Origin of the sequence: Lewinella sp. IMCC34191 (genome assembly GCF_003390935.1) — a bacterium.
Lineage (GTDB): Bacteria > Bacteroidota > Bacteroidia > Chitinophagales > Saprospiraceae > Neolewinella.
The window spans coordinates 34,198-49,752 of record NZ_QNQZ01000018.1; the positions used below are offsets into that span (position 1 = coordinate 34,198).

General features: G+C 55.0%; 11 protein-coding genes. 10 read left to right on the plus strand and 1 reads right to left on the minus strand.

Annotation, left to right across the window (positions count from 1 at the left end; genetic code table 11):
- Positions 1 to 96 precede the first annotated feature (96 nt).
- The 10 genes from DRW39_RS21750 (at position 97) to DRW39_RS21795 (ending at position 14,437) form a co-directional block, all read left to right on the plus strand.
- On the plus strand, positions 97 to 3,609 hold the full coding sequence (locus DRW39_RS21750; protein ID WP_116109319.1) for a DUF4175 domain-containing protein: 3,513 nt from the start codon (positions 97 to 99) through the stop codon (positions 3,607 to 3,609).
- 83 nt (positions 3,610 to 3,692) lie between these two features.
- Entirely contained in the window at positions 3,693 to 4,082 is a 390-nt protein-coding gene (locus tag DRW39_RS21755) for an ATP-binding protein (protein ID WP_116109321.1), read from the plus strand.
- A gap of 2 nt (positions 4,083 to 4,084) precedes the next feature.
- Complete coding sequence (gene ybeY / locus DRW39_RS21760; protein ID WP_232830220.1) at positions 4,085 to 4,522, plus strand: rRNA maturation RNase YbeY; 438 nt, start codon at positions 4,085 to 4,087, stop codon at positions 4,520 to 4,522.
- 99 nt (positions 4,523 to 4,621) lie between these two features.
- Positions 4,622 to 7,081, plus strand: a complete 2,460-nt coding sequence (gene thrA / locus DRW39_RS21765; RefSeq protein ID WP_116109323.1) for a bifunctional aspartate kinase/homoserine dehydrogenase I — start codon at positions 4,622 to 4,624, stop codon at positions 7,079 to 7,081.
- A 4-nt stretch (positions 7,082 to 7,085) separates the two neighbouring features.
- A complete protein-coding gene (locus DRW39_RS21770) occupies positions 7,086 to 8,033 on the plus strand; it encodes a homoserine kinase (protein WP_232830221.1) in 948 nt (315 codons plus the stop codon).
- Positions 8,034 to 8,045: 12 nt separating this feature from the next.
- Positions 8,046 to 9,407 carry a threonine synthase gene (gene thrC, locus DRW39_RS21775; protein WP_116109326.1) on the plus strand — a complete coding sequence of 454 codons (1,362 nt, stop codon included), beginning with the start codon at positions 8,046 to 8,048 and terminating at the stop codon, positions 9,405 to 9,407.
- 177 nt (positions 9,408 to 9,584) lie between these two features.
- Positions 9,585 to 11,918, plus strand: a complete 2,334-nt coding sequence (locus DRW39_RS21780) for a M1 family metallopeptidase (protein WP_116109328.1) — start codon at positions 9,585 to 9,587, stop codon at positions 11,916 to 11,918.
- A gap of 9 nt (positions 11,919 to 11,927) precedes the next feature.
- Positions 11,928 to 13,040 carry a diphosphomevalonate/mevalonate 3,5-bisphosphate decarboxylase family protein gene (locus DRW39_RS21785; protein WP_116109330.1) on the plus strand — a complete coding sequence of 371 codons (1,113 nt, stop codon included), beginning with the start codon at positions 11,928 to 11,930 and terminating at the stop codon, positions 13,038 to 13,040.
- A gap of 14 nt (positions 13,041 to 13,054) precedes the next feature.
- Positions 13,055 to 13,585, plus strand: coding sequence for a rhodanese-like domain-containing protein (locus DRW39_RS21790; RefSeq protein WP_116109331.1), 531 nt, complete (start codon positions 13,055 to 13,057; stop codon positions 13,583 to 13,585).
- A 6-nt stretch (positions 13,586 to 13,591) separates the two neighbouring features.
- Positions 13,592 to 14,437 carry a purine-nucleoside phosphorylase gene (locus tag DRW39_RS21795; protein WP_116109333.1) on the plus strand — a complete coding sequence of 282 codons (846 nt, stop codon included), beginning with the start codon at positions 13,592 to 13,594 and terminating at the stop codon, positions 14,435 to 14,437.
- 67 nt (positions 14,438 to 14,504) lie between these two features.
- Here the strand turns inward: DRW39_RS21795 and DRW39_RS21800 are convergent, their stop codons facing one another.
- Positions 14,505 to 14,843, minus strand: coding sequence for a hypothetical protein (locus DRW39_RS21800; RefSeq protein ID WP_116109335.1), 339 nt, complete (start codon positions 14,841 to 14,843; stop codon positions 14,505 to 14,507).
- Positions 14,844 to 15,555 lie beyond the last annotated feature (712 nt).

The window sequence follows — 15,555 nt, forward strand, 5'->3', positions numbered from 1 at the left end:
GCATACCTGACGACCGTAAGGCATTGTTAGTCAACCGGGAAGTCGTAGTACTCATTGTATATTGTACCGCTCTCCCTCGGTCGCAATTACCTTCCTATGGCCCGTACACAACATTACGACCTACTTATCGGCAAGCTGGATGCTTTTATCCGCAAGTACTATATCAATAGTGCCATACGGGGGCTGCTCTATTCCGTGGGGCTGGTGTTGCTGCTCTTCTTAGCGGTAAGCTTGCTGGAATCTCAGTTTTACTTTTCCGGAACTACGCGTCGTATCCTCCTTTACGGTTTTGTAGGCGCCAGCGTGCTGGCCTTCGGAAGCTGGGTTCTGCTTCCCCTCGCCCGCTACTTTCGCCTGGGGGAGGTAATCAGTCACGAGCAGGCGGCCGGGATCATCGGATCGCACTTCGGCAACGTACAGGATAAGTTATTGAACGTCCTTCAGCTTCGTCGCCAGGCCGGTACCGGTCAAAATGACCTCTTACTGGCATCTATCGATCAAAAATCTTCCGAGATCAGCCCCGTGCCCTTCCGCTCGGCTATCGATCTCACCCAGAACCGGCGGTACCTGAAATACGCCCTGCCGCCATTGGTTATTCTCCTGGCGATCCTGGTGGCCTCGCCTACCCTTATTCAGGACAGCACCAACCGGCTGATCCGCAACGGCGAACGTTTCGAACGCCCCGCTCCCTTTACCTTCTCCCTGGCGGGTGATGATTTGGAAGTCGTTCAGTACGGAAATTACCCCCTCACCATCAATGTGCGTGGCGACGTGCTGCCGGCCGAGGCCTTTATTGAGGTAGATGGCTACCGGTACCGCCTGCAGAAGGAGAATGCCAGCACCTTCACCTATCAGTTCAACAACGTCCAGTCGTCCGTTCCCTTCCATCTCTCCGCCGGTGAGGTAGAAAGCCGGGACTATACCCTCGAGGTTCTTCCCAAACCGACGATCGCCGGTTTTACCGTGGCCGCCGATTACCCGGATTACCTCGGACGCAAAGACGAGGAACTGGCCAATATCGGTGATCTGACCGTTCCCGTGGGCACCCGCCTGAGGTGGTCCTTCGACACGGAAAACACCGAGTACATCGACCTCAAATTCAATAGTGAGGACACCACCGGCCGACTGCATCGCGACGGACGGGACCTGCACAGTTTCGATAAGCGGGCCATGCGGAACGATCGCTATACACTGTATATCGGCAACGATCGCCTACCCGTGGCAGACTCCGTGAGTTTCGCCCTCAACGTCATTCCCGACCAGTACCCCCGTATCACGGTCGAAAGTTTCCGGGACTCGACCGCGGAATCCCTGATTTTCTTCGTCGGTGAGGCTTCGGACGACCACGGCATCCGCGGACTGGACTTCGTATACCGCATCCAGAATGCCGACGGTGCGACGGACGAGATCCGGGTACCCATCAGCGCTTCTGCGGGTAAGCGGATGGAGTACGACCATGTACTCGACCTTCAGCAGGACGTGGAACTGGTTGCCGGCGACCAGTTGAGCTACTACTTCGAGGTACGCGATAATGACGGCGTCAATGGCAGCAAGCGTTCCAAAACCTCGGTGATGACCTACCGGATGCCTACCCGGGAGGAAATGGCCGAACGCGCCGAGGCGAATGACAGCCAGATCAAGGATCAGTTACAGAAAGCCCTGGACGATACCCGCAAACTCCGGGAAGAAACCAAAGAAGTCCGGGAGCGTATGCTTCAGGAGAAAGAGGTCGACTGGAAGCTAAAAAAGGAAGTCGAGAAACTCGCCGCCCAGCAGCAGCAAATCAAGGAGCAGGTGAAGAAGGCCCAGGAAGCCTTCCAAGAGAACCTGGAAAACCAGCCGCAACAGAGCGAGCAGATCCAGCAAAAGGAAGAGCAGCTGCAGGAGATGTTCGAGAAGTCGCTTTCGGAAGAGATGCAACAGCTGATGGAGGAGATCCAGCGGCTCATGGAAGAGCTCAATAAGGACCAGACCCTCGAGAAGATGGAGGATATGGAAATGTCCGACGAGGAAACAGAAGCCGAACTCGACCGGATGCTCGAACTCTTCAAGCAGCTGGAAATCGAAAAGGAAATGCAGGAGGCCATCGACGAACTCGAGGCACTGGCCGAGGAGCAGGAAGCCCTATCCGAAGAAACGGAGGCCGGCGATACGCCTACGGAAGATCTCCAAAAATTACAGGAAGAACTGCAGAAGAAATTCGAGGAGCTCCAGAAGAAGATGGAGCAGACCGAGGAGAAGAACGAACAGCTGGACCGGCCCATGCCCCTGGATACCCAGAAGGAACAGGCCGAGCAGGTCGAGCAGGACATGCAGGAAGCCCAGCAGAAAATGGAGGAGGCCCAGCAGCAGGAAGGGAAAGAACCCCAGGAAGGGCAAGAGCCGCAGCAACCACAGGAGCCACAGGACGGGGAACAACAACCCCAGGAACAGGGAGACCAACCGCAGGAAGAAAGCGAACCCCAGGATCAGGAGTCGCAGGAAGGTGAGCAGCAGCAACAGCAACAGCAGTCTGGCCAGCAACAACGGCAGGACGCCGCCAAAAAGCAGCAGGACGCCAGCCAGAAGATGCAAAAGATGGCCCAGCAGATGAATCAGTCCATGCAGAGTATGCAGCAACAGCAGAACAGCGAGGACATGGCCGCCATCCGCCAGCTACTGGAAAACATCGTCGATCTGAGTTTCGACCAGGAAGAAACGATGGACCAGCTGAATCTCACGACCGTAAATACGCCCCGTTACGTGGAACTCGTACAACGGCAGTTCCAGATCAACAACGATTTCGAGTTGGTGAAAGACTCGCTACAGGCCCTGGCCAAGCGCAACTTCCAGATCGAAACCTTCATCACCGAAAAGGTGACCGACATCCGTGGCAACCTGAGTGGTACCGTCGACGAACTCGAAGAACGGCGCACCCCACAGGCCGCCAATCTCCAACAGCGCGCCATGACCGGACTCAACGACCTGGCCCTGATGCTCAGCGAAAGTATGGAGCAAATGCAGCAGCAGATGGCCAGCCAGATGCAGGGGCAACAACAGTGCCAGAATCCGAAGGACGGAAAACAGGGCCAGCAGAGTGGTAAACCCAGCGAAAATCCCGGTAGCGAAGGTCAGCGAAACATCGGGGAGGAGATGCGCGAGATGAAGGACGGTCTGCAAAAAGGAGAGGGGGCCAGCAGTAAGGAATTCGCCGAAATGGCCGCCCGCCAGGCCGCGCTACGCCGTGCACTGGAGGAGAAGCAGCAGGAAAGACAGCAGAACGGAGAGGGCAAGGACGGTCAGCTTCAGGAATTGATCGACGAGATGAACGCCGCCGAGGAGGACCTCGTCAACAAGCGGTTGACCAACGAATCCCTGATGCGTCAACAGGATATCCTCTCCAAGATGCTCGAACACGAGCGGGCCGAACGCGAACAAAAGATGGATGAAGAGCGTAAGTCCGAAACCGCGGATCAACAACGCCGGGAGCTTCCCCCCAGTCTGGAGGAATACATCCGTCAGCGCCGCGCCGAAGTAGAACAGTACCGTCGGGTCACTCCGGAATTAAAGCCGTACTACCAGACGCTCGTCGACGAATACTTTCGTTCCCTGTCTGTCAGCCCGTTATAAACAATTTTACGGGGGCGTGATGTTATATACCTTTACTAGTTTACTCGTCTTCCTGTCCGTCATAGCTTTGAACCCAACCTTACATGCTTACACTCTCGTCAGACCCGAACAACATCAGTCAAGTGGAGCAATTGGTGCGGCAACTCGCCTCTCGCTATCACCTGAACCAGGAAAAGCACGATAATCTCCTCATCAGCCTCACCGAGGCGGTGAGCAATGCCATTATCCACGGCAACAAGCAAGACCGTTCCAAAACCGTCAGCATCCGTTTTTCCCAGGTAACCGACGGTGCGCTGGCTATTCGGGTATCCGACCAGGGAGGTGGATTCAACTACGACAGCCTGCCCGATCCTACTTGTCCGGAGCGCATCTGTGAATGCGGCGGCCGTGGCGTTTTCCTGATGAATCAGCTCTGCGATAAGATGCGGTACATCAACGGCGGTTCCACGGTAGAAATGCAGTTTCGTCTCTGATTTTGACCCCCTCTTTTTCCCTTCACGAAGCCGGCGGTACGCTGCCCGAACAAGAGGAATCCCTCCTGGAGGATTGGATTCGTGCCGTTATTGAGGCCCGCGGTGGCCGGCTCGGCGAACTTACCTACATCTTCTGCGACGACGATTACCTGCACCAGGTCAATGTCGAATACCTACAGCACGATACCCTTACGGATATCATCACCTTTCCCTATGCGGAATTTCCGCTCGTATCCGGAGATCTGTTCATCTCCACCGAGCGCGTAGCCGATAATGCCAAGGAGTACGGTGAGTCCTACACCACTGAATTACACCGCGTTATGGTACACGGAGTACTACACCTCTGCGGGCAGTCCGATAAGTCATCGGAAGATGCCGGGACCATGCGTGATCTGGAAGCCTGGGCTCTCTCGCTCCGTCCGGCAGCACTCGCCGCGTAGAATTCCTCCGTATATCGTAAAACCCGTTGAGGAATAACGACCGGCAAGGCCCGGATGCCAGTCAAATAAGGCATCTTTACGGGAAATATGCTCCTACCGATGAAAGTCCTGAAATTCGGTGGCTCTTCCGTTGCCCAGCCTGACAGAATACGTGGAATAGTCAATATCCTGAAGGGATACTACGCCTCCGGTGACCACTTTACCGTGGTATTTTCCGCATTTGGCGGAGTAACCGATGGCCTCATCGAGATGAGTGCCCTTGCCGCCCGGGGTGATGACCGCTACGGGCAGCTTTTCCAGGAATTCGCGGACCGTCACCAAGCGGCCATCAACGATCTGCTGTCCGACGACCGCCTACGGGAGGAAACCGCCGGTCAAATGCGCCGGTCCCACGAAGTCCTGAAGAATTTACTCTACGGCATCTTCCTGGTTAGGGAAGCGTCACCGCGTACCATGGACTACGTTCTCAGCTTCGGGGAACGGTCTTCCTCCTACATCATTACGCAGTGTCTGCAACAAGCCGGCGTACCGGCCGAGTTCCTGGATGCCCGTCGAATTATCAAGACCGACAAGACCTTCGGAAACGCCAAGGTTTCTTTCGATAAATCCTATGACAAAATCCGGGAACACTACCGGGAACATCCTAAGGTTCAGGTAGTTACGGGCTTTATTGCCTCTGCTAAAGGTGGATTGACCACTACCCTAGGCCGGGGTGGCTCCGACTATACTGCATCGCTGCTCGCGGCCGGATTGGACGCGTCCTCCATCGAAATATGGACGGACGTAAGTGGGGTACTGACCGCTGATCCGCGTCGGGTGAAGAAGGCATTCACCATTCCGCAAATGACGTACGCGGAGGCGATGGAAATGTCGCACTTCGGAGCAAAGGTCATTTATCCGCCCACCCTGATGCCCGCGCTTCAGAAGCGGATACCCCTCTACATCAAAAATACCTTCGAGCCGGAATTCCCGGGTACCAAGGTGAGTGAGGAAAGCGACAAGAACGGGGTCGCCGTAAGGGGAATCAGTTCGATCAACGACGTGGCCCTCTGTACGGTCTCCGGTACGGGGATGTTCGGCGTACCGGGAATTGCCGGGCGCATCTTCGGATCACTTGCCCGGGCCGGCATCAACGTCATCCTGATCACCCAGGGGTCGAGCGAGCACGCGATCAGCTTTGCCGTTCAGCCGGCAGCCGCCGATCAGGCCAAAGCGGCGGTGGAAGACGCTTTCGCCTTCGAGATCGAGCGGGGGGTCGTCAACCGGATCAAAGTGGAGCGTGATCTCAGTGTCGTTGCGATCATCGGTGAGAATATGCGTTACCAGCCAGGTATTTCGGGTCGTCTGTTCCGGGCGCTAGGCAAGAACGGCATCAATGCCGTCGCCATCGCCCAGGGATCGAGTGAGCTCAACGTCTCGGTCGTCATCTCACGGGAAGACGAAACCAAGGCGCTCAACTCACTGCACGAGGCATTCTTCCTTAGCGATTATAAAACGGCCCACCTGTTTATCATCGGTGTCGGACTGATCGGCGGGACGCTGCTGAAGCAGATCGAGCAACAGAACGAATATCTCCGCGAGCGTAGAGGTATGGAGGTGAAGGTCGTCGGATTGGCCAATTCCCGGAAGATGCTCTTCGATGCCGAGGGGATTGACCTGGGCAGTTGGAAGGAAGACTTGGAGGCCTCCGATTTGACCACGGATCTTCCCGTCTTCGTAGGAAGGATGCGCGACCTAAATCTTAGCAACAGCATCTTCGTCGATAATACGGCGGACGGAAAGATCGCTTCCTTTTATGAGGCCATTCTGGACGATAGCATTAGCGTATCGACCCCTAATAAGATAGCTACCTCATCGGGCTATCTCCAGTACCAACGACTAAAAAATATTGCCGATAAGCGGGGCGTACAGTTCCGGTACGAAACCAACGTCGGCGCCGGTCTTCCGGTGATCTCCACCCTGCGTGATCTGATTGATAGTGGCGATCGCATCAACAAAATCGAGGGCGTCCTGAGCGGATCCCTCAGCTACATATTCAATAATTTCGATGGTAGCCGCCCCTTTGCGGATATTGTACGCGAAGCCAAGGAGAAAGGATTCACCGAACCGGATCCCCGGGTTGACTTGTCCGGTAAGGACGTTGCGCGCAAGATTTTGATTCTGGGAAGGGAGACGGGTGTACCCCTCGATCCGGAAAACGTATCGGTGGAAGGATTTTTACCGGAAGGTGCTATGGAGGCCGAATCGGTAGACGACTTCTTCCGGGTATTGGAAGAGAACGCCGACCACTTCACCAAGATGCAGAAGGAGGCCGCTAGTGAGGGAAAAGTGTTGCGGATGATCGCCAGTTTGGACGATGAGGAAGCCACAGTGGGTATACAGGCGGTTGGCAGCGACAATCCCTTCTACACGTTGAGTGGCAGCGATAATATGATCGTCTTCACTACCGATCGTTACCGGACACGACCACTCGTCGTGCGGGGTCCGGGGGCCGGTGCGGAAGTCACGGCCGCCGGTGTTTTTGCCGAAATCATCCAGATAGGGTCTTCACAAAGCTGATATTATGCGAGAGGTAAGGGTATTCGCTCCGGCGACGGTAGCGAACGTAGCGGTTGGCTTTGATATTCTGGGATTTGCCATCGACCGACCGGGTGACGAAATCGTAGCCCGGCTAAATCCGGATTTCCAGGGTGTACGAATTACGGCAATCACCGGGACAGGCGATAAGATCCTTCCCACGGAGACCGAACGGAATACGGCCGGAGTTGCCGCACAGCGCCTGTTGGAGCACCTGGGGATGGCAGATCGGGGTATTGAGCTTGAGATTCATAAGAAAATGCCCTTCGGTTCGGGCCTGGGTTCATCCGCTGCCGGTGCCGCCGGTGCCGCCGTCGCCGTCAATGAGTTGCTAGGAAGCCCGCTCTCCCGGGAGGCCATTCTCTACTTCACGGTGCAGGGCGAAGAGGTAGCCGACGGTAGCTTTCACGCCGACAACGTGGCGCCTTGCCTCGTAGGTGGTATCACCCTTATACGATCCAATGAATCCCTCGACGTACATCATTTGCCCGTACCCGAAGGTCTGCACGTCGCGGTCGTACATCCGGAAATTGAGATACTGACCCGGGATGCACGGGCGGTATTGTCGGATCAAATTCCTCTCTCTACCGCGATCCGGCAAATGGGAAGTCTGGCCAGTTTTATCACGGCGCTGTATACCAATGATATCTCCCTGCTAGGTCGTTCCCTTCGCGATCACATGGTCGAACCCCAGCGTAAACAGTTGATCCCCGGCTTTGATGCTGTCCAGAAGGCAGCGTTGGAAAGGGGCGCCCTGGGTTGTAGCATCAGTGGTGCAGGCCCCAGCGTCTTTGCGCTCTGCGACAGCGGATACCTGGCACAAGCCGTCGGCCAGGGTATGCAGGCCGCCTTTCGGGAGGTAGGGACCGACAGTCAATTATATGTATCCCCGATAAATCAACATGGCGTTCAGGTTCTGTCCGTCACGGAGTGAAACTCACAAGCGATGAAATTTTATAGCACCAACGACGCTTCGCACCGGGTGGATGCGAAAGAAGCCATCTTCCGCGGCTTACCGGCCGATAATGGCTTGTACATGCCGGAGCGCATTGCCCCCCTACCCGACCGGTTTTTTCAGGACCTGCCCGATATGCGTTTTGCCGATATCGGTCTATGGGTAAGCCGGCAACTATTAGGCGATGAAATTCCGGAGGTCGACCTAAGGCGAATTGTCGATGAAACATTGAGCTTCCCGGCGCCTGTGGTCCGATTGGATGACCAGAAGTATATCCTGGAGCTATTCCACGGTCCATCTTTGGCCTTTAAGGACTTTGGTGCCCGGTTCATGGCGCGATTGATGGCCTACTATAACGATGATCCGCAGAAGCTGACGATTCTCGTTGCTACGTCGGGCGATACCGGAGGAGCCGTTGCGGCGGGATTTTACGATACTCCGGGTATTGAGGTCGTCATCCTTTATCCCAGTGGCAAGGTGAGCGATCTCCAGGAAAAGCAGCTCACCACGCTCGGAAAGAATATTCAGGCGATCGAGATTAATGGCAGCTTTGACGATTGCCAGGCACTGGTCAAGCAGGCTTTTTTGGATGCGGATCTTCGTAAGCAGATGCGGCTCAGCTCGGCGAACAGCATCAATATATCCCGTCTCATTCCCCAAAGCTTTTACTACTTCGAAGCATATAAGCAGCTAGGATCAGCGGGTGATCCGGTTGTCTTCACGGTACCGAGTGGAAACTTCGGTAACATCACTGCAGGACTCATCGCACGGCAGCTTGGGTTGCCGGTCCATCATTTCGTGGCGGCAACCAACGCGAATGATGTCGTACCTCGGTACCTTGAACGGGGAGAGTATGCAACTGCCCCTTCCGTCCCTACCCTGTCAAACGCAATGGATGTAGGGGCTCCCAGCAACTTTGCCCGGATGACCAATCTCTACGGTCATGTAACCGGAAAAGAGCACCCGGGTGGCGATACCCACGATAGCATGAAGAAAGATATATCCGGATACGCCTTCACCGATCGGGCCACGGAGGATGCTGTTAGGGAGGTAAAGGCTAAATATGGGTATACCATCGATCCTCACGGGGCGGTAGGTTATTTGGCGCTATCCGCATACCAACGTGAGCAACCCAATACTAGAGGCGTCATCTTGGAAACTGCCCACCCAAGTAAGTTCTTACCGGATATGAAACGGATTCTGGATGATACTATTGAGGTGCCGGAACGCCTTCAGCGGCTGAGCAATCTTGAGAAACACGCTACGGAGATGAATCCGGATTACGCGACATTCCGCCAGTGGTTGCTTGATTCTGATCAGTTGCAAGAGACCACACCGCTTCTGAATGTATAATGTTCCACGTGGAACAATCGTGATTCAGAAAATTAATTGTTCCACGTGGAACATGCATGTAATTAGCTCGATGGTCTTTGATCGGGCTTCTACCTGCGCCCCGCCGCCCAATTATATAGTTCGCATGACAATAAAGGCGGAGGATAATTAATATCTTAGCGGACTAAACTCAGCCAAATGAAACGCTTTCTCCTACCCCTGGTGCTGATCGTACTCGGCCCCACCCTTTTCGCTCAAATCAACGAGAATCCATTCAAGCAGCTAGATAACGAGTTGCCTACACCCAACGTGTACCGTAACGCGGCCGGTGCACCGGGATATATGTACTGGCAGCAGCGCGCTGATTACGAGATGGACATCCGTCTCGATGACGAGAATCAACGCATCTACGGAACCGAAACGATTACCTACTACAACCAGTCGCCCGATCCGCTCGAGTACTTATGGGTGCAGCTCGACCAGAACGTTCGGGCCCTGACTTCGGATACGTATAAGACATCGACCAATCAGGTAGGCGAGCAAATGTCTCTGGGGCAGCTATCACGCCTCGAACCCACATTCGACGGCGGCTTTAAAATCGATCACGTCAAGAATGACGATGGGGAGGATATGACCTACCACATTGAAAAGACGATGATGCGCATCGAACTGGATGAGCCACTGGAGCCGGAAGAGTCGATCGAATTTGATATCAAATATTGGTACAATATCAATGACCGGGCAAAGGACGGCGGCGGTCGTTCCGGTTCGGAGTACTTTGAGGAAGACGATAATTACCTCTATACCATCGCGCAGTTCTATCCCCGTATGGCGGTATACAATGACGTGGATGGATGGCAGAATAAGCAGTTTTTAGGTCGCGGGGAGTTCACGCTGACCTTTGGAAATTACGATGTGAAGATCACGGTGCCCGCCGACCACCTGGTGGCGGCAACCGGCACACTGCAAAACGAAGGAGACGTACTGACCCGCGACCAACGCGGCCGGCTGGAATTGGCCCGCGCCTCCCGCGAGCAACCCGTGGTAATCGCCACCCAGGAAGAAGCCGTCGAACGGGAAAAGGGTAAGTCGAAGCGCGAAAAGACCTGGCACTTTGCAGCTGAGAACGTCCGCGACTTCGGCTTTGCAACCTCCCGCAAATTCATTTGGGACGCCATGGGCGTCGAGCAGGAAGACGGTAGCGTGGTCATGGCCATGTCGATGTACCCCAAGGAGGGCAATCCCCTCTGGGAACGCTTTTCTACCAAGGCGGTAGCGCATACCCTGCGTTGGTACTCCCACTATACCTTCAACTACCCCTACCCTGTTGCTTGGTCGATCAATGCCGCCGATATCGGAATGGAGTACCCCATGATCTGCTTCAACTTCGGCCGGACCGAGCCCGATGGTACTTACAGCGAGCGCACGAAATACGGGATGATCAGCGTAATCATTCACGAAGTCGGCCATAACTACTTCCCCATGATCGTCAACAGCGACGAGCGGCAGTGGACCTGGATGGACGAAGGCCTCAACACTTTCCTCCAGTACCTGGCCGAACAGCAGTGGGAGCGGGATTACCCCAGCCGCCGCGGACCCGCCGACAAGATCGTCGACTATATGAAGGGTGATAAGCAGTACATCAGCCCGATCATGACCAATTCGGAATCGATCTGGCAATTCGGTAACAACGCCTACGGTAAGCCGGCTACCGCACTCAATATCCTGCGCGAGACGGTCATGGGTAGGGAGCAATTCGACTACGCCTTCAAGACCTACGCCAACCGCTGGAAATTCAAGCACCCAGCCCCCGCCGATCTTTTCCGCACCATGGAGGACGCCTCGGCGATCGATCTGGACTGGTTCTGGCGCGGATGGTTCTTCACCACGAACCACGTCGACATCGCCCTGGCCAACGTTCGGCAATTCCGGATCAATACCATGAATCCCACCGTGGAGAATCAACGGATGCGGCAGCAGGAACAGGAAGCGCCCCGAAATATCAGTAGCATCCGCAATGAAGAAGAGATCGTCAGCACCTTCGACGAAACGGACACGACTATTGTTGATTTCTATTCCGAGTATGATCCGCTCGAAGCTACCGTTGTCGACGAGGAAGAATTTCAGCAGTACCTCAGCTCCCTCAGCGAGGAAGAAAAGAATGTACTCAACGCCGATAAGTACTACTACGAACTCACCTTCCAGAATATAGGTGGCCTGGTTATGCCGATCATTCTTGAGTTTACGTTTGCGGACGGAACTAAGGATGTCCAGCGCATTCCCGCCGAAATCTGGCGTATGGGTACGGAGGAAATCACGAAAGTATTTCCCTTCGAACAGGAAGTGGTCAGTATCGTCCTTGACCCATTCATTGAAACGGCCGATACCGACACCAGCAACAACTACTACCCTTCCAAGTCCGCAGCCAATCGCTTCGATCTCTACCAAAGCCGGCAGCGCGGTGAGGGTGAAAATGCCATGCAGCGTAATACGCGCGCCAGTAACATGGAGCAGAGCGGTTCACGCCGGTAAAAGGAAGGCATGACGTATGAAAATTCCGGCCTGACGCTCGTCACCGACGAAGTTAGTCCGGGGGCCATCCGCTGGAGAAGCCCCTCGAACATTGCCCTGGTGAAATATTGGGGAAAGCACGGTGATCAGTTACCGCAGAATGCTTCGGTCAGTTTCACGCTCGATAGTGCGGCCACCGATACCACGCTTCACTACCAAGCCCGCGAGCGGTTGGGAGATGGGATCGACCTCACCCTGTACTTCGAAGGAGAAGAACGACAGGACTTTGGAGCGCGTACGCGTACGTTCTTCCAAAGGCTCCTGCCCGTCTATCCATTCCTGAGGCAACTTAGCTTTCGGGTGGATACGCAGAACAGCTTTCCCCACTCGGCCGGCATCGCCAGTTCTGCATCCGGAATGAGCGCGCTTGCCCTGTGTCTGGTCAGCTTGGAAGAAGCGCTCTTCGAACCGCTTCCCGATCGCGAAGCGTTCCTGACCAAGGCCAGCTACCTGGCGCGACTGGGATCAGGTAGTGCCAGTCGCTCGGTATATGGTTCCGCAGCGGTATGGGGTAAAACCGATGCCTGTTCCGGAAGCAGTGATGAGCACGCGGTCAGCGTGGCGGATATATTGCACCCTGTTTTCCAGACCTACCACGATGATATCCTGCTCGTTTCGCGGTCGGAAAAATCGGTAAGCAGCCGGGCCGGTCACGGGCTCATGGAGCAGAATCCCTACGCTCCACCGCGGTACGCGCAGGCGAACCGGCGGGTCGCGGAAATGCTCGGGGTATTAAAGGAGGGAGATACGGAGAAATTCGGACAAATACTTGAAAGTGAGGCACTTACGTTGCATGCGCTGATGATGAGTAGCCAGCCGTACTATACCCTGATCGAGCCGAATACGCTGCACGTCATTCAGCGATTGCAGCAGTATCGGTCGGAAACGGGCCACCCGGTACACTTCACGTTGGACGCCGGACCGAACGTACATCTACTGTATCCGGATAGCGTAGCCGAACCCGTCAAAGGATTCATCCGGGAGCATCTGCTGCCCTACTGCGAGGATCGACTGTACCTGGCGGACCGGGTAGGAAAGGGCCCCCAACAATTGGAGGTGAATACAACGACTCTCGCCCGGTAGCTGTTACCGCTGCGATGAAACTACAGAACGTATTCCTGTGTGGCCTGGGTCTCGTCTTGCTGTATGCCTGCCGGCTGTCCGGCCAGGAGGTACCCGAGCGACTCCAGACCGGCTTCCAGCCCCTCGACGAGCGGCTTTCCAGTATGGTAACGGCCGATTCGCTGTCGATCAGCGCGGAAGAAGCGGCCGACCTGCCCAACGCGGTTTTTCTGGACGCCCGAGAACCGGCGGAGTACGAAGTCAGTCACCTGCCCGGAGCGCTTTCGCTCGGCTACAAGGATCCGGACTATAGCGTTCTCGACAACCTTGACCCGGATAGGCCCCTCGTGGTCTACTGCACCATTGGTTACCGCAGCGAGCGGATGGCCGAGGAACTAAAGAGCAGGGGTTTCCAGCAGGTGTACAATCTCTACGGCAGTATCTACGCCTGGTTAATTTCCGGTCACGACGTGGTGGACGCATCTGGCCCCACCGAACGCGTACATACATACAATCGTAAATGGGGAGGCTATCTTCCCGACAGTGTCTTTACCAAAGTTTATTGAGCATCCATGACCTTATACCAGCAAATTCAGGAATGCATCGCCTTTATCAAGCAGCGTGCGAAAACCGAACCCCGGGTCGGTATTATTCTCGGAACGGGCCTGAGTACCCTCGTCGATGAAATTGAGGTGGAACGGGAATTCGTCTACGGACTCCTCCCCTACTTCTCGGTTTCCACGGTCGCTACCCACCGCGGTAAGCTTGTACTGGGAAAATTGCGGGGCGTGCCCGTAGTCGCCATGGCCGGTCGGCTACACTACTACGAGGGCTACAGCATGCAACAGTTAACCTTTCCCGTGCGGGTGCTGAAGGCGCTGGGTATCAAGCACCTCATCATTTCCAATGCTTCCGGTAGTGTGAATCCGGATATCTGTTCCGGTGATGTCGTTTTCCTCCGGGATCATATCAATATGCAGCCGGATAACCCGCTACGTGGGCACAACGACGATCGCCTGGGGCCCCGCTTCCCCGATATGCTCCATACCTACGACCGCCAGCTGAATGCCCGCGCGATCGAACTTGCCGAGAAGCATGGTATTAAGGCCCACGAGGGGGTATACCTGGCCCTGGCGGGCCCGAACCTGGAAACGCCCGCCGAATACCGCATGGCCAACATCATCGGGGCGGACGTGATCGGTATGTCGACCGTGCCGGAAGTGCTGGTCGCCCGTCACGCGGAGCTTCCGGTGTTCGTGGCTTCCGTAGTGAGCAATAAATGCTTCCCCATTGCCGATATTCAGCCTACTACCGTTGAAGATGTCATCGCTACGGTGCAGTCCGTGGAGCCCAAATTGCGCAAGCTGATCGGCGATATGGTGGAAGAACTGGCGGTAAAAAAGGAAGCATCCGCCTGATGGAATTTTTGGGCGGCGAGCGCAGGTATAAAGCTTATGGCGACCGCTATACGTCCAAGAACCGGAATCAAAAGCGCAGGCCGGCTACCAAACCGTATTCGTTGTAGCTGTACGCCTGACTTAGTACCCCCAGCTGACCAAGATTACCCCGGATTTCGACGTAAGGGCGTATGCGTCGTTCACCTATTTCTAATCCAAGACTAGAATACAGGCTAAAATTATTTCCGGGCTCGTCAAAAGTGGTCAGTCCTTTATTATCATCGTCCGTGTCAAACTCGTAAATATATAAGTGGCAGCGATACTCATCATCGTTACGGTACAACCAACAGTCGTCGACGGTCAACATCGTTCCCTCACCGCGCCCGGCTAGTAGTATACCGTACCGCAGTCCGACTACGGCGTACATTCTTGCGGAAATTGAGGGTATCGGCAGACTATAAGTTACGCCAATCTCCGGACCGATGAAGGTCTCGTTTACATGGATATACGCCGTTGTATCCTGCTCAAGACCGCTGATCAGATGATGTGGCGCGAAAGTCCGAGCGGTTGAGCGGTAGTTGGCATAGAATATGCCCACGTCGACACCGATGTTATCCCTAATATGACGCGATGCCCGGAACGCCACGTGCTTTCGCTTACCGGGCAATCGCTCTATCGACTGCAACTTACTAGCCGATACGTCCCATTGGTAGTGAAAGCTGCCCACCTCGAAGGCAAAAAATGTTTTATCCGCTCGGGTTTCTTGCGCCCAAGCCCATCCGTTGGTAAACAGAAGTAAAAAGCAGATAAAAGCGCAACGATATGGCGTATTTACCAACATGTCGTATTGGGGTTTAGGTGAATAGGCACTTGGTAGGTATATGGATGTAGAGATTCGGGACGGGATCCGGTATTCGCATGCCGGATTGCGTAGCTAAATTGCCTGACGCAATAGGCTTTATTAGGTCATTATCCTGATAAAGAGGAGAATGGAAGGACTTCCTAAACGCGTATTCCGTCGGGTGATTGCTCGAACTGGTCCTTACGCAACAACTTTGCTCAACTAAAAACAATGTCTACCACGGGCACTTATCGCATCGCCAGTGCCGTTACCCCTCAAAGGTATACATGGCATCGTA

Coding starts and splice junctions, on each gene's coding strand:
- DRW39_RS21755 (WP_116109321.1), top strand. CDS start 3,693: ATGCTTACACTCTCGTCAGACCCGAACAACATCAGTCAAGTGGAGCAA.
- DRW39_RS21800 (WP_116109335.1), bottom strand. CDS start 14,843: ATGTACGCCGTAGTCGGACTGCGGTACGGTATACTACTAGCCGGGCGC.
- thrC (WP_116109326.1), top strand. CDS start 8,046: ATGAAATTTTATAGCACCAACGACGCTTCGCACCGGGTGGATGCGAAA.
- DRW39_RS21770 (WP_232830221.1), top strand. CDS start 7,086: ATGCGAGAGGTAAGGGTATTCGCTCCGGCGACGGTAGCGAACGTAGCG.
- DRW39_RS21785 (WP_116109330.1), top strand. CDS start 11,928: ATGACGTATGAAAATTCCGGCCTGACGCTCGTCACCGACGAAGTTAGT.
- DRW39_RS21790 (WP_116109331.1), top strand. CDS start 13,055: ATGAAACTACAGAACGTATTCCTGTGTGGCCTGGGTCTCGTCTTGCTG.
- thrA (WP_116109323.1), top strand. CDS start 4,622: ATGAAAGTCCTGAAATTCGGTGGCTCTTCCGTTGCCCAGCCTGACAGA.
- DRW39_RS21795 (WP_116109333.1), top strand. CDS start 13,592: ATGACCTTATACCAGCAAATTCAGGAATGCATCGCCTTTATCAAGCAG.
- DRW39_RS21780 (WP_116109328.1), top strand. CDS start 9,585: ATGAAACGCTTTCTCCTACCCCTGGTGCTGATCGTACTCGGCCCCACC.
- DRW39_RS21750 (WP_116109319.1), top strand. CDS start 97: ATGGCCCGTACACAACATTACGACCTACTTATCGGCAAGCTGGATGCT.